Genomic DNA, 18498 nt, shown 5'->3' with positions numbered 1-18498 from the left:
TGGCCGATAAGGACGCCTTTATTAACCGGCTTGATAGTTCGCCTGAATTAGCTTATGATCAGGTCATAAGGAAGTCTGTCACTGATGGATCATGGATTAGAATTGCTGCTGAATCTGCATGGCGTGAAGTTTATTTACCGGAACGGTTACTGGTACGAAATCATCGCCTATCAGGTTGCAAAAAGTTTGCAACGCCCGCACGGGATCCGCTATTCACTGACCTTGCACGATCGTCACTGCCAGCGCATTTTCGGCCTTGATAACTCGCATGCGTCGGTGTCGGACAAGTCGGGGCTTGGAAAGAAAAAGCGGCTAGAGTGGGATCATATTCACCCCGCTTTGAACCATAAAGGAACGGCTTATCAGTTCGTGAATGCGCAGCAGTTGATTGATGATTTTTTTAAAGCCGTAGATTTGATTCTGGGTGATTTCGCCCGGTAATAAATGACAAGGACATAAAGGACTTATGAAAGCACTGATCGGAATTATGCCGGATCACATGTTTCGACAACGGATTATGGCTGTCGTAAAAGGCGAATATGTACCGGAAGAAAACGCCCCTAAAATCTGGTTCACTTCCCTGCTGGCGCTTGGCCAAATCCTCAGTAACGAGAATATCGAACTCCTGAGGATGATGGCGCGCGAAAAACCCGAAAGCCTGTCTGAGCTTGCCAGGCTTGCCGGTCGTAATATCAGCAATCTTTCTACGACGATGAAAACGCTGGAAGGCTATGGTTTCGCTAAAAAGGTGAAAAGTAAAAATACCATTATGCCGGTTGCCGTTTTTACAGATTTTGAAATCCGGGTTGAACAATTCCCGCCTCAGGAAAAGAGCGAAGCGGCATAAGTCGCGCCGTTCTTCACTCCACTGCAAACGTCGATGATTCCCGGCATTTCTCATCCAGGATTTTAAGAATTTTGTCATGCAGCGCCGGGCTGGCTTCGCCTTCGGGGAATAACCTGCCCGCCAGCGCCTGACGTCCCGCCTGTTTAGTGTCTGCGTTCAGCGCCTCACCCAAGGTTTCCCCAAGAGTATCCAGCGTAAAGAGATAGCGAAAGTCTTCGTCGCCCGGCAGCAGGCTGTAATCTGGCTCGAAAAGCTGATGGTCTCCGTGTCGGATATCCAGTGTCAGCACCGGCTTTCCGGTCAGCAGAAAATCGAACATGATCGAGGAATAGTCGGTGATCAGCGCGTCAAACTGCGAGAGATACGGGTAGACATCCACACCGGCGTGTAAAATGTGCAGATGATCGACTTGTTTCCCCGCGGGTTGCGCCTGGTACACATACAGCGGATGCACTTTGTAGAAGATTTCGAGGTCATGTTTACGGGCGTAGGTCATCAGCCGGACCAGAAATTTGGCGTCGCTCAGCACAGTGTTTTTCCCACGCTGCCACGTCGGCACCAGCAGCACTTTCCGCCGGGAAGATGCCAGCGCTTTTTGGGCGCTTTCCGGGATCACGGCGTCGATCATTTCGCCCGCCGTCGCTGGCCGCCGGATGACATCATTACGTGAGTAGCCGCCGCGCAGCAAAGTCCGTGCGCCAAAAACATGGTGCCAGTAAGCGTCAAGTTCAGGCGAAGTACTCAGCACATAATCTGCACGCGTCGCCCAGCTGACCGGGCGCAAAAACGTTTCATCCTGTGTGGACAGATAAGGCAGCAACTGCAACAGCAGTTTTTTTACCGAAACGCCGTGCCACAACTGAATATGTACCGCGCCGCTCAGGCAGGAAAACAGGGGCAAATTCCCTACCAGGCTCTGGCTCGGATTGACGCAAAAAACCGCCACCGCCGCATGCAGCAGCAAATCAACGGAACGGTCGTAATTTTCGGTCAGATCAAAACACGGCAGCTGGTTTTCGCGCAGGCGCTCAATCAGATGCGTTTCCGTACTCACCCAAATGACTTCGGCATCTTTGCAGCGCTCCACCATGTGCAGAAAGAGATATTTGCTGTTATCGCAAAAAGTTTCCCGACCAAAAAACAGCACGGTGCGGCGCTTCGGCGTGCGCTCTGATACCGCTTTCATCATCGTGCCAAATTGCGTAAGTACAGCGAGTTCCGTAGACATTTTTCCCCCGGAATGAGCGTGGATGTTGAGTGAGGATCAGGTAATCGCCTTCACCACTTCGATGATCGACGTGGTCGAAACGGACGGTGTGCGGGCGAAATACACCACCTCGCACAGGTCTGAAAAATGATCGAAACGCCCTTTCCAGTCGTCTCCCATCACCAGAATCTGCGCCTGATACTGACGCAGATAGCCGGCTTTAGCTTCCAGTGACTCCTCCAGAAAGACCTCGCTCACGCCTTTGATCTGGCTGACGATCGCCATGCGTTCCTGCTGGGAATACACCGGAGCACGCTGTTTTTTCTCGATATTCAGGGCATCAGAAGAAATCCCGACGACCAGACGATCGCCCAGCGCGCTGGCGCGTTGCAAAATATTCAGATGACCGATGTGAAACACATCGAACGTGCCAAAGGTGATCACCGTTTTAGAGGCGTGATGGTCGGTTTTCATGACAGCAGAGACAGCCCCATCAGCAGCGGATCGGCACTCAGTGCGGCGGAATCACGCTGCAAAGCGGTGCGCCGCCAGTCGGCAAATAACGCCGGAACATTGTCTTCGTCCGGCGGGCAGTCGCTTTGTGCCAGCAGGCTGCACAACACATTCAGCGAGAAATAATCGACGCACAGCGACATAAACGCATGGCTGTAATTTTGCGGATCGCGGCCCGGGAATACGTCGTGGTAACAGCGGTAAATAAAGTAGTTCGTCCACAGCGACGGGTGCACTTCTGCAAACAGCGCCAGGCTGTTGTCCTGTTTAATTTCATGCAGGCTGTCGGTCAGATAATCATCAGATAACACGTTCAGTTCATTGAGTTTGAGCGTCAGCGCCATCGCGCTGAGCGGATCCAGCGCGGCATCCACCGGTTGCAGGCTGATATGCCGTAATTGCTCAAGTTTGTAGGTTTCAATTTCCGGCAACTGCCGGAACTGCTGCCTTAGCGCGCCGTTCTCCACCATTTCCAGCAGTTGCTGCCAGCATTCGCTGACCGCATTCAGATCATTATCACCGGCGACGCGCTGCATTTTGCTGAGGAAAACCCCCGTGGCGTACAGCTTTTCTTCGGTATTGAGCTCACCGCAAATCAGCAGGTTGATGCAGCCCTGATTTACCGCGCGGTGCCAGCCGGATAACGGCTCCATCGCCCCTTCCTGCGCGGGAATTTTCGCACTGTGCAGCACAAAAGATTGCGGATCGAGCAACATGTCGCGCGCGACGTGGTCACATTCCAGTCGTGCGCTGTGACGGCTTTCGTTCGCCCAGTTCAGCTGGCTCAGCGCCGGTTCTTTTTGGCAACTTTCGCAGGTGCAAGGCGTTTTCATTTCATGCAGACGCAGGACAAATTCCGGCGAATAACTGTCAATCAGGGGAGTTTCAGTTTTCAAAATGCTTTCCGTTTTCATAATACTTTCTGTTCTGACATCAGAAGTTGCTTTGATGAAGGGCTAACCGGCCTGAACCTTGCGGAAGAATCCGGCGGTAAGATCTTCGCCGTTATCGCCTTCACGCCGGTAGGCAAAGCCCGGATACAACGCCAGCCAAAGGCCGGTTTGCATCAGCGGCAGCCAGTGAGAATCGAGCGCAAAATTCGGGTTATCAGGTTGTTGTTCCAGCCCGAGAAGCCCCTCCGAAAGGTTATCGATGAGCTGGCCGTAATACGGCTGATTCACGGCGTAGGCCACGGCCTGCCCGGCTTCAAGCGCACGGACCGTTCCGGGTAATGATTTGAGCAGATGCAGGCGGTGCAGGTTGCAGCCGAGCAAACTCACGCTCCATTCAAGCTGCTCCATCGCCTGTAGCATCCGGTTAATATTGGCCACCGTTTTTTCCTGCCGGACCAGACTGAGACGGTCATCGAGCAGCAGATAATTCGGCCAGTTTTCGGCCCGCGCTTTTTCAGCCACGGCTTTATGACTTACCGCCAGCGGTTCTCCGGCGAGTCCCTCCGGCCAGATTTCCAGCTGTTGCGGGCTGACGCCGAGGCCCAGCAAGGTCTGGCAAAATGCCTCCCGCGTGGCGTCGTTGCCGGAAAGCGAATTCACTACGATGCGGCTGAAAAAGCCCCAGTTAATGATGCTTCTCACCGGAGCCTGACTCAGCCGCTGATAGTGTTTGCGCAGCAGGCCATCGCCGACGATATCACTGACAGTCGCGTCCACCGCCTCGCACTGCCCCATCAGGAAATCTTTATCAAACGTGTTGCTGCTGTGGGAGACGCACAAAATCGAGCGCATCGGATCCAGCTGTAAAACCGGCACGGTAAATCCGTTGAGGAAACCTTCTTCCTCGCCGAGATTGGCGGAATCTTCGTAGCGGTGTTTTTTCAGAAAGTTGCGGTGATAGGCAAACGTCCCGTTCAGCGCGTGATGCGTGCCAAAGGCCTGCGTTTTATAGATCCGGTCGATGTGGCTGTACCAGATAGGGATCTGGTCGCATCCGGCAAACAGCGCGTTATGCCGCTGCATCTCGCCAATTGTGTAGCTGATTTTATCCGGCGGATAATAATCATCGTCGTCCATGCAGATAATGTATTCGCCCTGCGCCAGTTCATTCAGACGGTTACGTTTCTCGCCGAGATCCAGATGTTCGGAGACGTGGTAGTAGCGGATGGGATTGTCGCGGTTTTGCGTCCGGTTAATCTGGTCGACCAAATCCTGACTGCTGCGCGCTGAATCATCGAGGATCACCAGTTCACGGCGGTCAGCCGGGTAATCCTGATACTGGAACATGTAAATCAGATAAGGCAAAAATGCGCGGCGTTCCCAGGTTGGGGTAATCACGCTGACAAAAGGCAATGCCGCCTTCGCGTCGGCATGTTTCGCCGCTGAGCGGGCAAGCAAACCCGATATCAGCGGGCTGGAAGTCCTGTTTAACGGAGTCTTTTGCGTCATGGATAAACCTGCCTGTCAGCGCTTACGGCGGTTGTTGCGGTTACGCAGCCAGCTTTGCAGCGCCAGCCCGTCGGTATTTTTCTGTTCCTGCGCGCCACGTGCTTTCGCCAGCGCTTCACGTTGCTGTAACAGCACCAGATCTACGGTTTTCTCACGACACGCTTCCACGGTCAGATCAGCCTGCAATTCGCGCGCGCGCATGTCCGCCAGCGCCTGTTCCTGTTCCTGCCAGGCGATTACGCGTTGAATATTGGCTTTGTAATGCATCTGGTTCATCCGCTCCACGGCTCCCTGATTTTGCAAAAGTCCGTCGTGGCACAGCGCATTCAGTGAATTAATATTGTTTATATAACGCTGGCAAAGCTGTTTTTGCCGCGCAAGCTGACCGGTCAGTTCATTCACGGTGCGTTCGCGCATCTGGCGCAGCTGTTCCAGCACGCCGATAGTGTTGACGGGTTTCATGATCTTCCCTGCGGATTAAACATCGTTAAAAATCAGGCACGGCTCAGCGCCTCAAGTTCGGTAATGCACTGCGGGATCGCCGCGCAATGGTCGACGTCCTGACTCAAGTATTGCGTCACCGCCGGGCTGAGACGCACGGCGCGGTCAGCCTGCGCATCGGCACCGGCCACGTAGCCGCCCAGCGGGATCAGCGGTTTGATCGCCTGGTAATCGGCGTACATTTGCTTGAATGTCCGCGCCGCCTGCTGATGACTTTTTTCCGTCACCTGGCTCATGCAGCGGCTGATCGACTGACCAATATCGATGGCCGGATAATGCCCGGCTTCCGCCAGATGGCGGCTGAGAACAATGTGACCGTCGAGCACCGCACGGGCGCAGTCAACAATCGGATCCTGCTGATCATCGCCTTCCGCCAGCACGGTATAAATGGCGGTCATCGAGCCGTTGCTTTCGCTGTTTCCGGCGCTTTCGACCAGTTTGGGGATCACGGCAAACGCTGACGGCGGATACCCTTTGGTGGCCGGCGGTTCGCCCAGCGACAGCGCAATTTCACGTTGTGCCATGGCATACCGCGTGAGGGAATCCACCAGCAACAGAACGTCTTTGCCCTGATCGCGAAAATAGGTGGCGATGGAATGACAGATTTCCGTCGCCTTGATACGCATCAGCGGCGATTCATCCGCCGGCGCCGCCACGACCACGGATTTCGCCATGCCTGCGGATTTCAGCGCGTTATCGATAAACTCTTTAACCTCACGGCCACGCTCGCCAATCAGCCCGACCACCACCACATCGGCCTGCGTGTAACGGGTGATCATGCCAAGCAGCACGCTTTTCCCCACGCCGCTGCCCGCCATCAACCCGACGCGCTGGCCTTTGCCGATGGTCAGTAAGCCGTTAATGGCGCGCACGCCGACGTCCAGGGGTTCATGCACCGGTTTACGGGTCAGCGGGTTAATTTGTGGCAGCTGTAATGGCAGCGGCGTGTCGCCGCCCAGACGGCCTTTGCCATCAATCGACTCACCCAGCCCGTTCACCACGCGACCGAGCCACGCATCGCCTACCGGCGGTTCGCTCTCTTTTTCGGAAGGAAAAACCCGCGCACCGGCAATCAGGCCGTCGGGGTGTTTAAACGGCATCAGAAAGGTGATTTCGCGGTCGAAACCCACCACCTGTGCATCAATCATTTCGCCGTCAGCCTGTTCGACCTGACAACGCTGACCAATCGCCAGACGGCAACCGACACATTCAAGCAAAATGCCGGTGACGCGGGTCAGGCGTCCGGCAACGCGCGCCAGATTAATGCCTTCGAGCGACGCCAGCGCTTTGTCAAAATCGGTCATTTCACTCATCCGCGTTTTCCGTCGCGGTCAGGGTTTGCGTCAGTACGTCCATGCATTGATCGAGGCGGTGCGAACAGCCGACATCCATGTCGCTGGTGTCTGTTTCTACCCGGCATTCGCCCGGCTCCAGCGATTCGTCAGCCACCATGCCCCACTCAGCCACTTTCTGTGGTTCGGCCTCGCTGATGCGGGCGAATTCCAGCGGGTTGAGCGACACTTTCAGCCGCGAAGGCGCGTCCGGCAGGCTGCTCAGCGCTTCTTCCACCAGCGCCAGAAGTTGTGTAGGTTGCAACGCCAGTTCGCAGCGGATCACCTGTCGGGTCACTTTTTCCACCAGTTGCAAAAGTTCGGTGCGGCGGCGCTGTTCATGCTCGTCCAGTACCTGCTGTAACTGCTGGCTGAGCCCGGCAAAAGGCTGCGATGCCTGTTCAAACAGATGGCGTCCGGCGATTTTTCCTTCGCTGCGGCCTTTTTGCAGACCGGCGTCATAGCCCTGCTGATGCCCCGTCTGATAGCCTTCTTCGCGCCCCTGTTCCAGCCCCTGCTCGTAGCCGTTGTTCAGCCCTTCCTGAAAACCGTTCATCAGCTGTTGCTGATATTCCGCCGGATCCAGCGATGCACCGCCGTGCGCCATTTCACCATGCCGGTTTTTACGCAGCGGCGGGAAGGTGTGAACACGGACGACGCCGTGGCGGGGGATCGTGTTGCGTTTAAGCGTCATGCTTTACTCCACGGTTTGTTCGGCAAACAGCTGCACCTGAATTTCGCCCTCTTCGGCGAGTTCCCGCACCAGCGACATAATTTCTTTGCGCACCTGTTCGATGCGGCTCAGCGGCACCGGCCCCAGACGGTTGGTGGTGTTTTGCAACAGCTGGGCCTGCCGTTTTGGCATGACGTCATAAATCGTGGCGCGCAGAACCGGTTCGGTTCCTTTGAGCGCAACCGCCCAGTCTTCCATCGGCACTTCGTCGAGCAGACGTTGCAGCGTGACCGGCGTCTGTCGGCTGAGGATAAAGAATTCGTACATTTCATCCTTGAGCGCATCCACGACGTCTTCATCACGGGCACGCATCTGATCCAGCAATTCCTGCTGATTTCCGGCGATGCGGTTCACGATGTTCGCCGCCTGCCTGATGCCTTTCACTTTCGAACCGTGTTCAGAAAGTACCGCCACGCCCCGTTCAATCAGACGATCCAGCTCATCAACCACGTCGCGGTTAACGTCATCGAGACGCGCAACGCGGAACAAAATTTCTTCTCGACGTGAAGCGTCAAGGTGCGTGAGCACCAGTGCCGCAACATCCGGCGGCAGAAAGGCGAGGAAAACGGCCTGTAACTGAAGGTGTTCCTGTTCGATCAGCGCCGCGAGCTGCGGGGTATCAACCCACTGCAGGCGCGCCATGCGATAACGGATTTCATCGCCGTAAATCCCGTTAATCACGCTGCGGGCAATTTCACCGCCCAGCGCTTTCTCCAGAATGCCTTTCAGGTAGCTGCGCGACGCGCCGTTAATTCCGCTTTGCTCGCGGTATTCCTTGAAGAAATGGTTCAGCGCATCCCGTGCCTGCGTCAGTTTGACGTCATGCAGGCGCGCCATGGTTTCACTCAGGCGCATCACTTCTTCGCGGGTGAATTTCTGCATCACCGTCGCTGCGGCTTCTTCGCCAATGCTCAGAAGCAAAATAGCGGCCTGCTCCAGGCGGGTTCGCCCCGGATTGTTGCTGCCTTTGCCGCTAGGACGATTTGGTGCTGCTGGTGCTTCGCTCATTGCTGCTGATCCATTGTTTAATGACTTCGGCTACCCGGTCGGTCTCACTCTGGGCAAGCATCTGTAGGTATTCGATTTTGGTTTCCAGCCCGGAACTCTGGGCCGGTAAGTTATCGTCGAGTTGCAGCGCGCTGCGCGGCAGGGCGTTGTTCAGCGTGGCTTCATCGCCGGATTTAGACTCTTCGCCGGTGTCATCGACGAATACGCCGTCGGCCAGCATTTCAGGCAAACCGTTGCCAACGCCCGGCTGTTCCGGCCTGCGCGCCACACGGCGTAACAGCGGCAAAATGCCAAAGAGAATGACCAGCAAACCGAGCAATCCCATACCACCGCGTTCGGCCCAGTTCATGACTGCCGGTTTTTCCCACCATTTCAGTACCGGCTCTTCGAACGTATCGCGCTCGGCGAAATTCATCAGGCTCAGGCTGAGCACGTCACCGCGCTGCGCATCAATGCCCACGGCGTTGGTCAGCAACTGGTTCATGGCGGTTTGTTTGTCGGCGTTCCAGCCCGCCAGCGCAGGTGCGGCTTCGTTAAGCACCACGGCCACGGAGAGTTTTTCCAGCTTATAACCCGGATGGCGCACGCTGCGGATATCGCGGTCATAGGCAAACTGGCGCTGCGCCTGATTGCGGCTGGTTAAGCCCTGCGGATTGGTATTGGCGGCGGGCGCGGCGTTAGCGGGCCGGTTACTCAGCGAACCCGGAATACCAATCGCCATTTCGTCAGTGGTATTTTCCTGTTGCAGGCTTTCTGAATTCACGCGCGGTTCGCCGAGATAGCGCTCCTGCGTTTCCTCAATCTGGCTTAAATCCACCTGCGGCACCACGCTCACGCGGAAGTTGTGCGCGCCAACCACGGAAGTCAGCAGATTCGCCACGTTACGTTCGGTTTGCTGGCGGATGTGCTGCACGCGTTCGTCGATACGTTTACTTCCGGAGACGGCGCTGCTGTCTTCCAGATCAGCGCTAAGCAGTTGCCCCTGCTGATCGACCACGCGCACGTTTGCCGCATCCATGCCCGGCACGCTGCCTGAAACCAGATTGACGATGGCGCCGACCTGTTCCGCGCTGAGCGTCTGTCCGTATTTCAGACGTACCATCACCGACGCGCTGCTTTGCGGACGGTTACTCAGGACAAACGAACTGGCCTCGCTGATGCCCAGATGCACACGGGCGCTGCCCACGGCGTCAATCGCCATAATGCTCTGCGCCAGCTCACCTTCCAGACTGCGACGAAAACGCACGTTCTGAACGAACTGGCTGCTGCCGAGCATTTCTTCTTTGTCCATCAGCTCGTAACCGGCGGGGTGCAGCGCCGCAATGCCTTTGGCGGCCAGCGCCATGCGCGCCTGCGGCAGTTTGCCTTCAGCCACCAGGATCTGGCCACTTGCCGGCTCAATCCGGTACGCGATTTTCTCGCCACTGAGGACTTCAACCACCTGCGCGACAGGGATGTTTTCCTGCGAACCAAACAGCGCCGTGTAGTTCGGGCTGCCGCCCCACATCACGGCTACAATCAGGGCAGTGACCAGTGCTGCTCCGCCCGCCAGGACGCCCCACTTACGCAGGTTTTCGACCGGCAGTCGGCTCAGTTTGAGTTTCAGTTGTTCAAGCACGGTCTGTCCTTACAGCGGAATGTTGATCAGTTCGTCGAGCGCGGACGTCAGCTTGTTGCGAACCTGCATCATGGCCGAAAAAGACACGCTGGCTTTCTGGCTTTCCAGCATCGCGCCGGTCAGGTCATCACTTTCGCCCATTTCCACCGCGCGCTGTTTTGCGCTGGCGACGTGCTGCTGCTGGTCAACGCTGTTAATCGCGTTATCCAGCACATTGCCGAAGGAGACGGTTTCCGCCTTTCCGGTGGCGGGCGCAATGACCGGCGCGCCTGCCTGTGCGCTGATGCTTTGCATCTGCGAAATCAGCTGGCGCTGCGTCTGTCCTATGCCAATGGCATCAATTTTGTTCATGTGAAATCCGTTTTATCCGTGCGAATTAGGCGAAGTCGTACAAAAGCCCAGGTCAAAACCCTTCTGGCGCATGGAGGCCAGCCGGTAACGCAGCGCGCGCGGCGTGATCCCGAGAAACTCGGCGGTGCGGGATTTGTTGCCTTCGTGGCGCTTAAGTAAATCAACGATGTACTGATATTCCGCCTGACGTCCGCGCTGTTTTATGTGGCGCGGTGCGGCGGTGGAAGGGGTGCCGGCACAGACCGGTGAAACGTCACCGGCAACGCTCAGGCCGAATGACTGCGCGCAAATATCGCCACCCGGGGACATGATCAAGCCGCGCTGAATCACGTTTTCCAGCTCGCGCACATTGCCCGGCCATTCGTGCTGCTCAAGTGCGATGCAGGCATCCTGCGTCAGACGTACCGGCGTCTGGCTGAAAGACGGGTATTTGCGCATGAAGATCTGCGCCAGCGGGATGATGTCTTCAGGGCGTTCGCGCAGCGGCGCGATATGCATCGGCACCACAGAAAGGCGGTAATAGAGATCCTGACGAAATCGCCCTTCGGCGATTTCTTTTTCCAGATCTTTGTTGGTAGCGGCAATCAGACGGATATCCAGGGGGATACGTTTATGGCTGCCGAGGCGCTCTATTTCATGTTCCTGCAACACGCGTAATAATTTGGCCTGTAGCGCCAGAGGCATATCACCGATTTCATCCAGCAATAAGGTTCCGCCGTTCGCCATTTCAAATTTCCCTGGCACGCTGTTAATGGCACCGGTAAATGCGCCTTTTTCATAACCGAATAAAATCGCTTCCAGCATGTTTTCAGGAATAGCCGCACAGTTCACTGCAATATAAGGTGCATCTTCATCAAAGGCGTTCAGGTGAATATATTTCGCCACACACTCTTTGCCGGTTCCGGTTTCACCGGTGATCAGAACGGGCACATTAAAACGGGAAACGCGCTTCGCCAGGCCGAATACATTAATACTCGACGGAGAACAGGCGACATATTTACTGTCGTAGATATCGCTCTGCGGAGAGTTATCCTGTTGTAACATTCGGGTCATCATCAGTGTGGTCCCAGTTAATATGCGCGGATTAGCATTGATTCTGAAAAAAGCTGTGGCGCAATAGTCAAATATCACCGATGAAAAATGGCTGAAGAGATGACTCTTTTCAGCACAAAACTTACCGGCCTGTTCATCAATACCCTGATTAGGGTTAAATCACCGCAGCACCATTTCACCGGTATAAATGCGGGATCAGATTGATAATTTCAGCGGAGTATACGGAAATGAGGGCCGGGCGCGAGGTTTAATCAAGTATTAAAATATAAACCCATTAAAAACAGCGAATTAAACATAAATTTAACCATTATTAATGACATTTAAATAAGCCATTAATAACTCAAACAGGGTTGCGCGACTGTACAAATACGGGTTTAATTCATCTTCTAAAAAAATGGCCACCAGAAATATGCTGAAACGGGTCATTGATGAAAAGCGACAAAAAAATTCAGCACTTAAATTCTTTTCAAAAAACTCTGGAATAAATGATTCCCAGCACGAGAAAGACAGGCAATGCAAAATAAAATCCGGATATACAACAAAGACAGCTTGCCTGAACTGACAGAACTCAAAGCAAATAAGCTGGGTCGCCCGTGGCATAAAGTCCCGCAGATTTTTAACGAACGCTTCGACCTGATTGATGCACACATCAGTATTTATTTTTTGAAAAAATTCCGGGTGAATATCGCCCTGAACAAGATGCATTTTGAAATGGACTCTTTTCAAAAGTATTCGCAAATCATGTCTACCCGGCTGGGTAATATCGCGTTTCAGATTGAACGCCCTTTACTGCTGAATATTTTGCATGATTATTACGGGCTGGCAAAAGAATCGATGGGACCGGAAGAGATCATTTCTGCGCCGGTCACCAAAACGGAAGAACGTTTAAAGAATAAACTCGGGCTGGAACTGGCTGAATTTATTCTTAATGACACGTTATTCAGTGAACCGCTGGGTATTAAAAATGACTATAACGCCCTGATCGGCCACTGGTCATACCGGATTACATTTGCGCTGGAAGGATATCAGGACGGCAGCTTTTCCCTGCTGCTCGACGGCCACCATATCGATGCCCTGCTGGCCGCGTTATGCAGCTCGCAGGATACGCTGGCGCGCAAGCCGGAGAACTTCACGACGCGGCAGCTGGAAACCATGGTCTCGACCCTGCCGCTGCAACTGACCGGCCATCTGGCCAGCGTGGCCATGACGGTCGCACAGCTTTCGGCGCTGAAAACCGGCGACGTGTTGCCGATTTCGCTGCCGGACTGTTTCCCGCTGCACGTCGGTTCCCAGCCCTTGTTTAATGCCGTGGTGTCTGAAGACCGCGGCAGACTTTTCTTCTCAGAATTTACCGACAGGATTAACGATCAACATGACTGACCATCAGGATGACTTGCCGCAGGATCTCGACCTGAATTTCGATTTAAGTGACACCCTCGCACCGGCGATGCCTGCTTCCGCTGCCCGGTCCGGCAGCATGAGTGAATCTGAACTTTTCGAGAAAAAGCGCAAACTTTCACTGTTCAGCCGCATTCCGGTGACGCTTACGCTGGAAGTCGCCTCCGTGAATATTTCACTGGCGGACCTGATGGCCGTGAATAACGAGTCCGTTATCGAGCTGGACAAAATGGCTGGTGAACCTCTGGATATCAAAGTGAACGGTATTTTGTTCGGCAAGGCCGAAGTCGTGGTGCTTAACGATAAATACGGCCTGCGCATTATTGAATTCAACAACAAAGAACTGGGTGAACTGGCGTTATGAACCCGGTACTTTTCTTTCGTTTTTCCCGGAGCGGCGGGCTGATTGCCCTGCTGCTCGGCGGCCTGTTTTTCATGCCCGTGGCGCAGGCCGCCGGTGACGGCCTGACGCTTTTCAGTACAGCAAATACGGCGACCGGACAGGATTACAACGTCAAAATCGAAATTCTGATCCTCATGACGCTGCTCGGGCTTATCCCGATCATGGTGCTGATGATGACCAGTTTTACGCGGTTTATCATCGTGCTGGCCGTCATGCGTCAGGCGCTCGGTTTGCAGCAAAGTCCGCCCAATAAAGTCCTTACCGGCATCGCGCTCGCGTTAACCATGCTGGTGATGCGCCCCGTCGGGCTGCATATCTACAACGAATCTATCGTGCCTTTTCAGAATGACCAGATCACGCTGAAAGTCGCGCTGGCCACCGCCACGGTGCCGTTAAAACGTTACATGCTCGCCAACACCAGTACCAAAGCGCTCGAGCAAATCATGACTATCGCCAAAGTCGAAGGCGCGGCGGAAGATCAGGATCTGACAATCGTGGTGCCCGCTTTTGTGCTCAGCGAGCTGAAAACGGCCTTCCAGATTGGCTTTATGATTTACATCCCGTTTCTGGTTATCGACCTGATTGTCGCCAGTATTCTGATGGCAATGGGGATGATGATGCTGTCACCACTGATTGTTTCGCTGCCGTTCAAGCTGATGCTGTTCGTGCTCTGTGACGGCTGGTCGCTGGTGGTCGGTACGCTGACCAGCAGTATTCAGGGGCTGGGATAATGATGACTCTCGACGTCGCCGGCGATATTGTGGCGCAGGGCGTAAAACTGGTGCTGATCATCTCGATGGTCGCGATTGTGCCGAGCCTGGTTGTCGGGCTGATTGTGGCGGTTTTTCAGGCCACCACGCAGATTAATGAACAAACGCTGAGCTTCCTCCCACGTCTGGTGACGACCCTGACCGTGCTGATTTTCGCCGGAAAATGGATGCTGACCCAACTGATCGACTTCGCCCAGCTGATTTTTCAGCAGGCTGCGCATCTGGCCGGCTGATGGGTATCGACGTCCGCGAGTTATTTACCCCGCTGCTGGCCGGTTTTCTGCCGTTTGTCCGCATTCTGGCTTTTCTGCATTTCTGCCCGGTACTGGACCAAAAATCGGTGTCACGCCGCGTGCGCGTAGCGGTGGCACTGGCGCTGACCGCCGTGATCTCGCCAATGCTGCACAATGTTGTGGTGCTGACCGCCCTGCTCTCGGTGCAAACATTTCTGCTGGTGGGCGAACAGATCCTGTGGGGATTTATGTTTGGCGCGATCCTGCAATGGGTTTTCATCGCACTGCAAACCGCCGGGCATATTTTGTCTTTCAACATGGGGCTGGGCATGGCGGTGATGAATGACCCGGGCAACGGCGTCTCCACCACGGTCATTGCGCAGATGATTTTTATTTTCTGCGTGCTGATGTTTTTTTCCATGGATGGCCACCTGCTGCTGGTCACCATTCTTTATAAAGGTTTCACTTTCTGGCCGATTGGTCACGCCATCAGCGATCTGACCCTGCGAACCGTGGTCAGCGGCGTGGGCTGGCTGATTTCCGGCGCATTGCTGCTGGCGATGCCGACCGTATTTATCATGATGATCGTGCAGGGCGTTTTCGGTCTGCTGAACCGTGTTTCTCCGGCGCTGAACCTGTTTTCGCTCGGTTTCCCAATCAGCATGCTGTTCGGGCTGTTTTGTATCGGCCTGCTGGTCAGCAATATGCCTGATCACTATCTGCATCTGACCAATGACGTGCTGGCGCAGTTAGACCGGCTGCGGGAGGCCTGATGGCGGAGAGCAGCGGCGATAAAAGCGAAAAAGCCACGCAGGGCAAGCTGAAAAAAGCGCGCCAGAAAGGCGATATTCCGCGTTCAAAAGATGTCACGGTGGCGGTGGGTTTAATCGCGTCTTTCATGACGCTCGGCGCATTTCTGCCTTATTACAAAAGCCTGATTGCCGCGTCGTTTGTTGCGGTCGGGCAGATGGCTGACTGGCTCAATGACGACGGTGCGCTGCATCAGTTTATGCTCACGCATGTGCTGATCCTCATGAAGTTTATTCTGACGCTGGTGCCGGTGCCGCTGGCGATGATTATCGGCAGCCTGATCCCCGGCGGCTGGCAGTTTACGCTGTCAAAACTCAAACCTGACTTCAAGAAAATCAGCCCGCTGAGCGGCATAAAACGACTGGTTTCGCCCAGCCATTTTACCGACGTGCTGAAGATGATCGCCAAGTGCGCCGTGCTGCTGGCCGTGCTTTACAACACGGTGCAGAGCGAACTGCCTGACCTGCTTTCCCTGCAAACACTCTGGCTGCGGCAGGCCGTGAACCACGGCTTGCTGATGTACAAAGACATCATGCTGACGTTCGTGTTAATCATCGCGGCTTTCGCGGTGATCGACATTCCGCTGAGCAAATTCCTGTTCTCCAAAAAGATGCGTATGACCAAGCATGAAGTGAAAGAGGAACATAAAAACAATGACGGCAACCCGCAAATCAAGGGTCGGATCCGCCAGTTACAACGTCAGATGGCCATGGGACAAATCAATGTCACCGTACCCGATGCCGACGTCATTATTACTAACCCGACCCATTTTGCCGTGGCGCTGAAATATGACGCAGACCGCGCTGCTGCACCTTACATCGTCGCGAAAGGGGTCGACGAAGTCGCGCTGTATATCCGCGAAGTGGCGCGTAAAAATCAGGTGGAAATCGTTGAGTTTCCGCCGCTCGCCCGTTCGATTTATCACACTACGCGGGTAAATCAGCAAATTCCCGCACCGTTGTATGCAGCCATCGCCCATGTGCTGACTTACGTGATGCAACTGAAATCCTGGCGTGCCGGTCAGGGTGAAAAACCGGCGCTGAACACCCGGATCCCTATTCCGAAAGAGGTACTGGAAACTCATGGCAAGTCCTGACATTAAAGGCATCATCCCGATGCTGAAAAAAGCCAACGTCGGTGTACCGATACTTCTGCTGAGTATGCTGGCAATGGTCATTTTGCCGCTGTCGCCGATGGTGCTCGATATTCTGTTCACCTTCAATATCGTGCTGGCGGTCATGGTGCTGCTGGTCAGCGTGAACAGCAAACGGCCGCTCGATTTTGCGCTGTTCCCGACCATTTTGCTGATCACCACGCTGATGCGTTTGTGTCTGAACGTCGCGTCTACCCGCGTGGTGTTGCTCAACGGGCATGAAGGCGCAGGCGCTGCCGGTCAGGTGATTGAAGCCTTCGGCCAGGTGGTGATCGGCGGCAACTTCGTCGTCGGTTTCGTGGTTTTCGTCATCCTGATGATCATCAACTTTGTGGTGGTGACCAAAGGTGCCGAACGTATTTCCGAAGTGTCAGCGCGTTTTACCCTCGACGCCCTGCCCGGTAAACAGATGGCAATTGACGCCGATCTGAATGCCGGATTGATCAATCAGGAAGAAGCCCGCCAGCGCCGCAAAGACGTCGCGAACGAAGCGGATTTCTACGGCGCGATGGACGGCGCATCCAAGTTCGTGCGCGGGGACGCCGTCGCCGGGATCATGATCCTGGTGATTAACGTCATCGGCGGGATTTGCATCGGTATCTTCAAACACGGTCTGGACGCCAGCCACGCCTTCGAACTGTATGTGCTGCTGACCATCGGTGACGGTCTGGTTGCGCAGATCCCTTCCCTGCTGCTGGCGACGGCGGCGGCGATTATCGTGACGCGCGTCAGTGACGGCGGCGAGATGTCCGATGACATCAAAAAACAGCTGCTGGCAAAACCTGCGACGCTGTATACCGCCGCCTTCGTGATGTTTATTCTGGCCGTCGTGCCGGGCATGCCGCATGTGGTCTTTCTGGTGTTCACCGCCCTGCTGCTGTTCACCGCGTGGCAGCAAAGCAAGAAGGTAAAACAGGCGACGCCGGTTACCGACATGGCCGCCATTGCCGAAGTGCTGGAAGACCCGGAAGGGCAAGCCGTTTGCTGGCAAAGCATTCCGGTTATTGAGCCGATTGGCCTCAATCTTGGCTACAAGCTGGTCACACTGGTGGATAAAGCCAAAGGCAGCCCCCTGACGCAGCGTATGCGCGGCGTGCGCCAGGTGGTGTCGGAAACCAGCGGTGTTTTACTGCCGGAAATCTGCATTCGTGAAAACTTCCGCCTGAAACCGGCGCAGTACGCCATTCACATCAACGGGATCCGCAGCGCGCTGGGCGAAGTTCACGCCGACCGGCTGATGGCTATTCCTACCGCCGAACAGTACGGCGAAGTCGATGGCGTGATGGATATCGACCCCGCCTGGGGGCTGGCGGTGGTGTGGATCACGCCAGACCAGAAAGCACGCGCGCTGAATCTGGGTTATCAGGTGGTGGATTGCGCCAGCGTGGTCGCCACGCATGTGAATAAAATTGCGCGGGAAAGCCTGCCCGAACTGTTCAACTATGACGACATTACGCTGCTCAATGAGCGCCTTTCGCAACTGGCTCCAAAACTGGCAGAAGATCTGAACAGCAGTTTAAATTTCAGCCAGCAGCTGCGCATTTACCGCATTCTGCTCACCGAACAGGTGTCGCTGAAAGATATTGTCACTATCGCCACCACGCTGGTGGAAAGCGCCGCCGTGACCAAAGATCCGCTGCTTTTGGCCTCTGACGTGCGTTATGCCCTGCGTCGCGCCATCATTGCTTCGATGACGCAGGACAAAAAAGCGCTGTCGGCCTTCACGCTGGATAATCAGGTGGAAAATCTGCTGCTCAGCGCGCTGAATCAGGCCCAGCAGGCGGGGAAAGTCAGTCTCGACAGTTTCCCGGTTGACCCGAATATTCTGACCCAGCTGCAAACCAATATGCCGGTGATCCTCGAGACACTGAAAGCGCAGAATCAGTCACCTTGCCTGCTGGTTGCGCCTCAGTTGCGGCCGCTTCTGGCCCGCTACGGGCGTTTGTTTGCCGCCGGTCTGAACGTGCTTTCTTATAACGAAGTGCCGGATGATGTGGATCTGAAAATTGTCGGGCAGCTCAGCTGATGATCAGCAAAAAGTGGCGGCGTGCCCTGTCCTTACCGGTGGCGGCGCATCTGGCCGTGATAACAGGCGGATTTTTACTGAGAGTGGCCGTCGTGCTGGGATTGCTGTGGTGGCCGGGCGGTATGTTGTTCTGACTGCCCG

The 18498-nt window shown here is 55.0% G+C and carries 22 protein-coding genes; 10 read left to right on the top strand and 12 right to left on the bottom strand.

Annotated elements, in window-relative coordinates; genetic code table 11:
- Positions 1–102 precede the first annotated feature (102 nt).
- Together KWG64_RS19170 and KWG64_RS19165 are read left to right on the top strand one after the other, a co-directional pair.
- A complete protein-coding gene (locus tag KWG64_RS19170; protein WP_218522822.1) occupies positions 103–441 on the top strand; it encodes a DUF6516 family protein in 339 nt (112 codons plus the stop codon).
- A gap of 25 nt (positions 442–466) precedes the next feature.
- Positions 467–847: a transcriptional regulator gene (locus tag KWG64_RS19165; RefSeq protein WP_195813034.1), complete on the top strand. Its 381-nt coding sequence runs from the start codon at positions 467–469 to the stop codon at positions 845–847.
- A gap of 13 nt (positions 848–860) precedes the next feature.
- Here the strand turns inward: KWG64_RS19165 and KWG64_RS19160 are convergent, their stop codons facing one another.
- The 12 genes from KWG64_RS19160 to KWG64_RS25745 form a co-directional block, all read right to left on the bottom strand.
- Entirely contained in the window at positions 861–2075 is a 1215-nt protein-coding gene (locus KWG64_RS19160) for a CDP-glycerol glycerophosphotransferase family protein (RefSeq protein ID WP_218522821.1), read from the bottom strand.
- Between the two features lie 36 nt (positions 2076–2111).
- On the bottom strand, positions 2112–2528 hold the full coding sequence (locus tag KWG64_RS19155; RefSeq protein ID WP_218522820.1) for an adenylyltransferase/cytidyltransferase family protein: 417 nt from the start codon (positions 2526–2528) through the stop codon (positions 2112–2114).
- Positions 2525–3463 carry a hypothetical protein gene (locus KWG64_RS19150; RefSeq protein ID WP_218522819.1) on the bottom strand — a complete coding sequence of 313 codons (939 nt, stop codon included), beginning with the start codon at positions 3461–3463 and terminating at the stop codon, positions 2525–2527. Before KWG64_RS19150 ends, KWG64_RS19155 begins: the two co-directional genes overlap by 4 nt.
- Positions 3464–3523: 60 nt before the next feature.
- Entirely contained in the window at positions 3524–4969 is a 1446-nt protein-coding gene (locus KWG64_RS19145; RefSeq protein WP_218522818.1) for a glycosyltransferase, read from the bottom strand.
- 15 nt (positions 4970–4984) lie between these two features.
- Positions 4985–5431, bottom strand: coding sequence for a flagellar FliJ family protein (locus tag KWG64_RS19140; protein ID WP_195813038.1), 447 nt, complete (start codon positions 5429–5431; stop codon positions 4985–4987).
- Between the two features lie 32 nt (positions 5432–5463).
- The gene (gene fliI / locus KWG64_RS19135) at positions 5464–6783 is read right to left on the bottom strand and encodes a flagellar protein export ATPase FliI (protein ID WP_218522817.1); all 1320 of its coding nucleotides are present in this window, start codon (positions 6781–6783) and stop codon (positions 5464–5466) included.
- Positions 6776–7495: a flagellar assembly protein FliH gene (gene fliH, locus KWG64_RS19130; RefSeq protein WP_218522816.1), complete on the bottom strand. Its 720-nt coding sequence runs from the start codon at positions 7493–7495 to the stop codon at positions 6776–6778. Before fliH ends, fliI begins: the two co-directional genes overlap by 8 nt.
- 3 nt (positions 7496–7498) lie before the next feature.
- A complete protein-coding gene (locus KWG64_RS19125; RefSeq protein WP_195813041.1) occupies positions 7499–8542 on the bottom strand; it encodes a flagellar motor switch protein FliG in 1044 nt (347 codons plus the stop codon).
- Positions 8508–10160: a flagellar basal-body MS-ring/collar protein FliF gene (gene fliF, locus KWG64_RS19120; RefSeq protein ID WP_218522815.1), complete on the bottom strand. Its 1653-nt coding sequence runs from the start codon at positions 10158–10160 to the stop codon at positions 8508–8510. The genes KWG64_RS19125 and fliF overlap by 35 nt, the downstream gene beginning before the upstream one ends.
- 9 nt (positions 10161–10169) lie before the next feature.
- The gene (gene fliE / locus KWG64_RS19115) at positions 10170–10511 is read right to left on the bottom strand and encodes a flagellar hook-basal body complex protein FliE (protein WP_195813043.1); all 342 of its coding nucleotides are present in this window, start codon (positions 10509–10511) and stop codon (positions 10170–10172) included.
- A gap of 12 nt (positions 10512–10523) precedes the next feature.
- Positions 10524–11564, bottom strand: coding sequence for a sigma-54-dependent Fis family transcriptional regulator (locus tag KWG64_RS19110; protein ID WP_218522903.1), 1041 nt, complete (start codon positions 11562–11564; stop codon positions 10524–10526).
- Between the two features lie 300 nt (positions 11565–11864).
- Complete coding sequence (locus KWG64_RS25745) at positions 11865–12269, bottom strand: hypothetical protein (RefSeq protein WP_255562234.1); 405 nt, start codon at positions 12267–12269, stop codon at positions 11865–11867.
- Between the two features lie 6 nt (positions 12270–12275).
- Between KWG64_RS25745 and KWG64_RS19105 the strand changes: the two genes are divergently transcribed.
- From KWG64_RS19105 to KWG64_RS25740, 8 genes are read left to right on the top strand one after another with little or no spacing between them, the layout of a single operon-like run.
- Positions 12276–12944, top strand: a complete 669-nt coding sequence (locus KWG64_RS19105; RefSeq protein ID WP_255562233.1) for a FliM/FliN family flagellar motor switch protein — start codon at positions 12276–12278, stop codon at positions 12942–12944.
- Positions 12937–13326 carry a flagellar motor switch protein FliN gene (gene fliN / locus KWG64_RS19100; protein ID WP_218522813.1) on the top strand — a complete coding sequence of 130 codons (390 nt, stop codon included), beginning with the start codon at positions 12937–12939 and terminating at the stop codon, positions 13324–13326. The genes KWG64_RS19105 and fliN overlap by 8 nt, the downstream gene beginning before the upstream one ends.
- Positions 13323–14096: a flagellar type III secretion system pore protein FliP gene (gene fliP, locus KWG64_RS19095; RefSeq protein WP_195813046.1), complete on the top strand. Its 774-nt coding sequence runs from the start codon at positions 13323–13325 to the stop codon at positions 14094–14096. Before fliN ends, fliP begins: the two co-directional genes overlap by 4 nt.
- Entirely contained in the window at positions 14096–14368 is a 273-nt protein-coding gene (gene fliQ / locus KWG64_RS19090) for a flagellar biosynthesis protein FliQ (RefSeq protein WP_195813047.1), read from the top strand. The genes fliP and fliQ overlap by 1 nt, the downstream gene beginning before the upstream one ends.
- Positions 14368–15141 (top strand): flagellar biosynthetic protein FliR, encoded by a 774-nt coding sequence (gene fliR, locus KWG64_RS19085; RefSeq protein WP_218522812.1) that lies wholly within the window; start codon positions 14368–14370, stop codon positions 15139–15141. Before fliQ ends, fliR begins: the two co-directional genes overlap by 1 nt.
- The gene (gene flhB, locus KWG64_RS19080; RefSeq protein WP_218522811.1) at positions 15141–16274 is read left to right on the top strand and encodes a flagellar biosynthesis protein FlhB; all 1134 of its coding nucleotides are present in this window, start codon (positions 15141–15143) and stop codon (positions 16272–16274) included. Before fliR ends, flhB begins: the two co-directional genes overlap by 1 nt.
- Positions 16261–18357 carry a flagellar biosynthesis protein FlhA gene (locus tag KWG64_RS19075; protein WP_218522810.1) on the top strand — a complete coding sequence of 699 codons (2097 nt, stop codon included), beginning with the start codon at positions 16261–16263 and terminating at the stop codon, positions 18355–18357. Before flhB ends, KWG64_RS19075 begins: the two co-directional genes overlap by 14 nt.
- The gene (locus KWG64_RS25740; protein ID WP_255562232.1) at positions 18357–18491 is read left to right on the top strand and encodes a hypothetical protein; all 135 of its coding nucleotides are present in this window, start codon (positions 18357–18359) and stop codon (positions 18489–18491) included. Before KWG64_RS19075 ends, KWG64_RS25740 begins: the two co-directional genes overlap by 1 nt.
- The last annotated feature ends 7 nt before the right edge of the window (positions 18492–18498 follow it).

Source organism: Rahnella sp. PD12R (genome assembly GCF_019200965.1).
Lineage (GTDB): Bacteria > Pseudomonadota > Gammaproteobacteria > Enterobacterales > Enterobacteriaceae > Rahnella > Rahnella laticis.
This window is presented reverse-complemented; position numbering and strand designations above follow the sequence as displayed.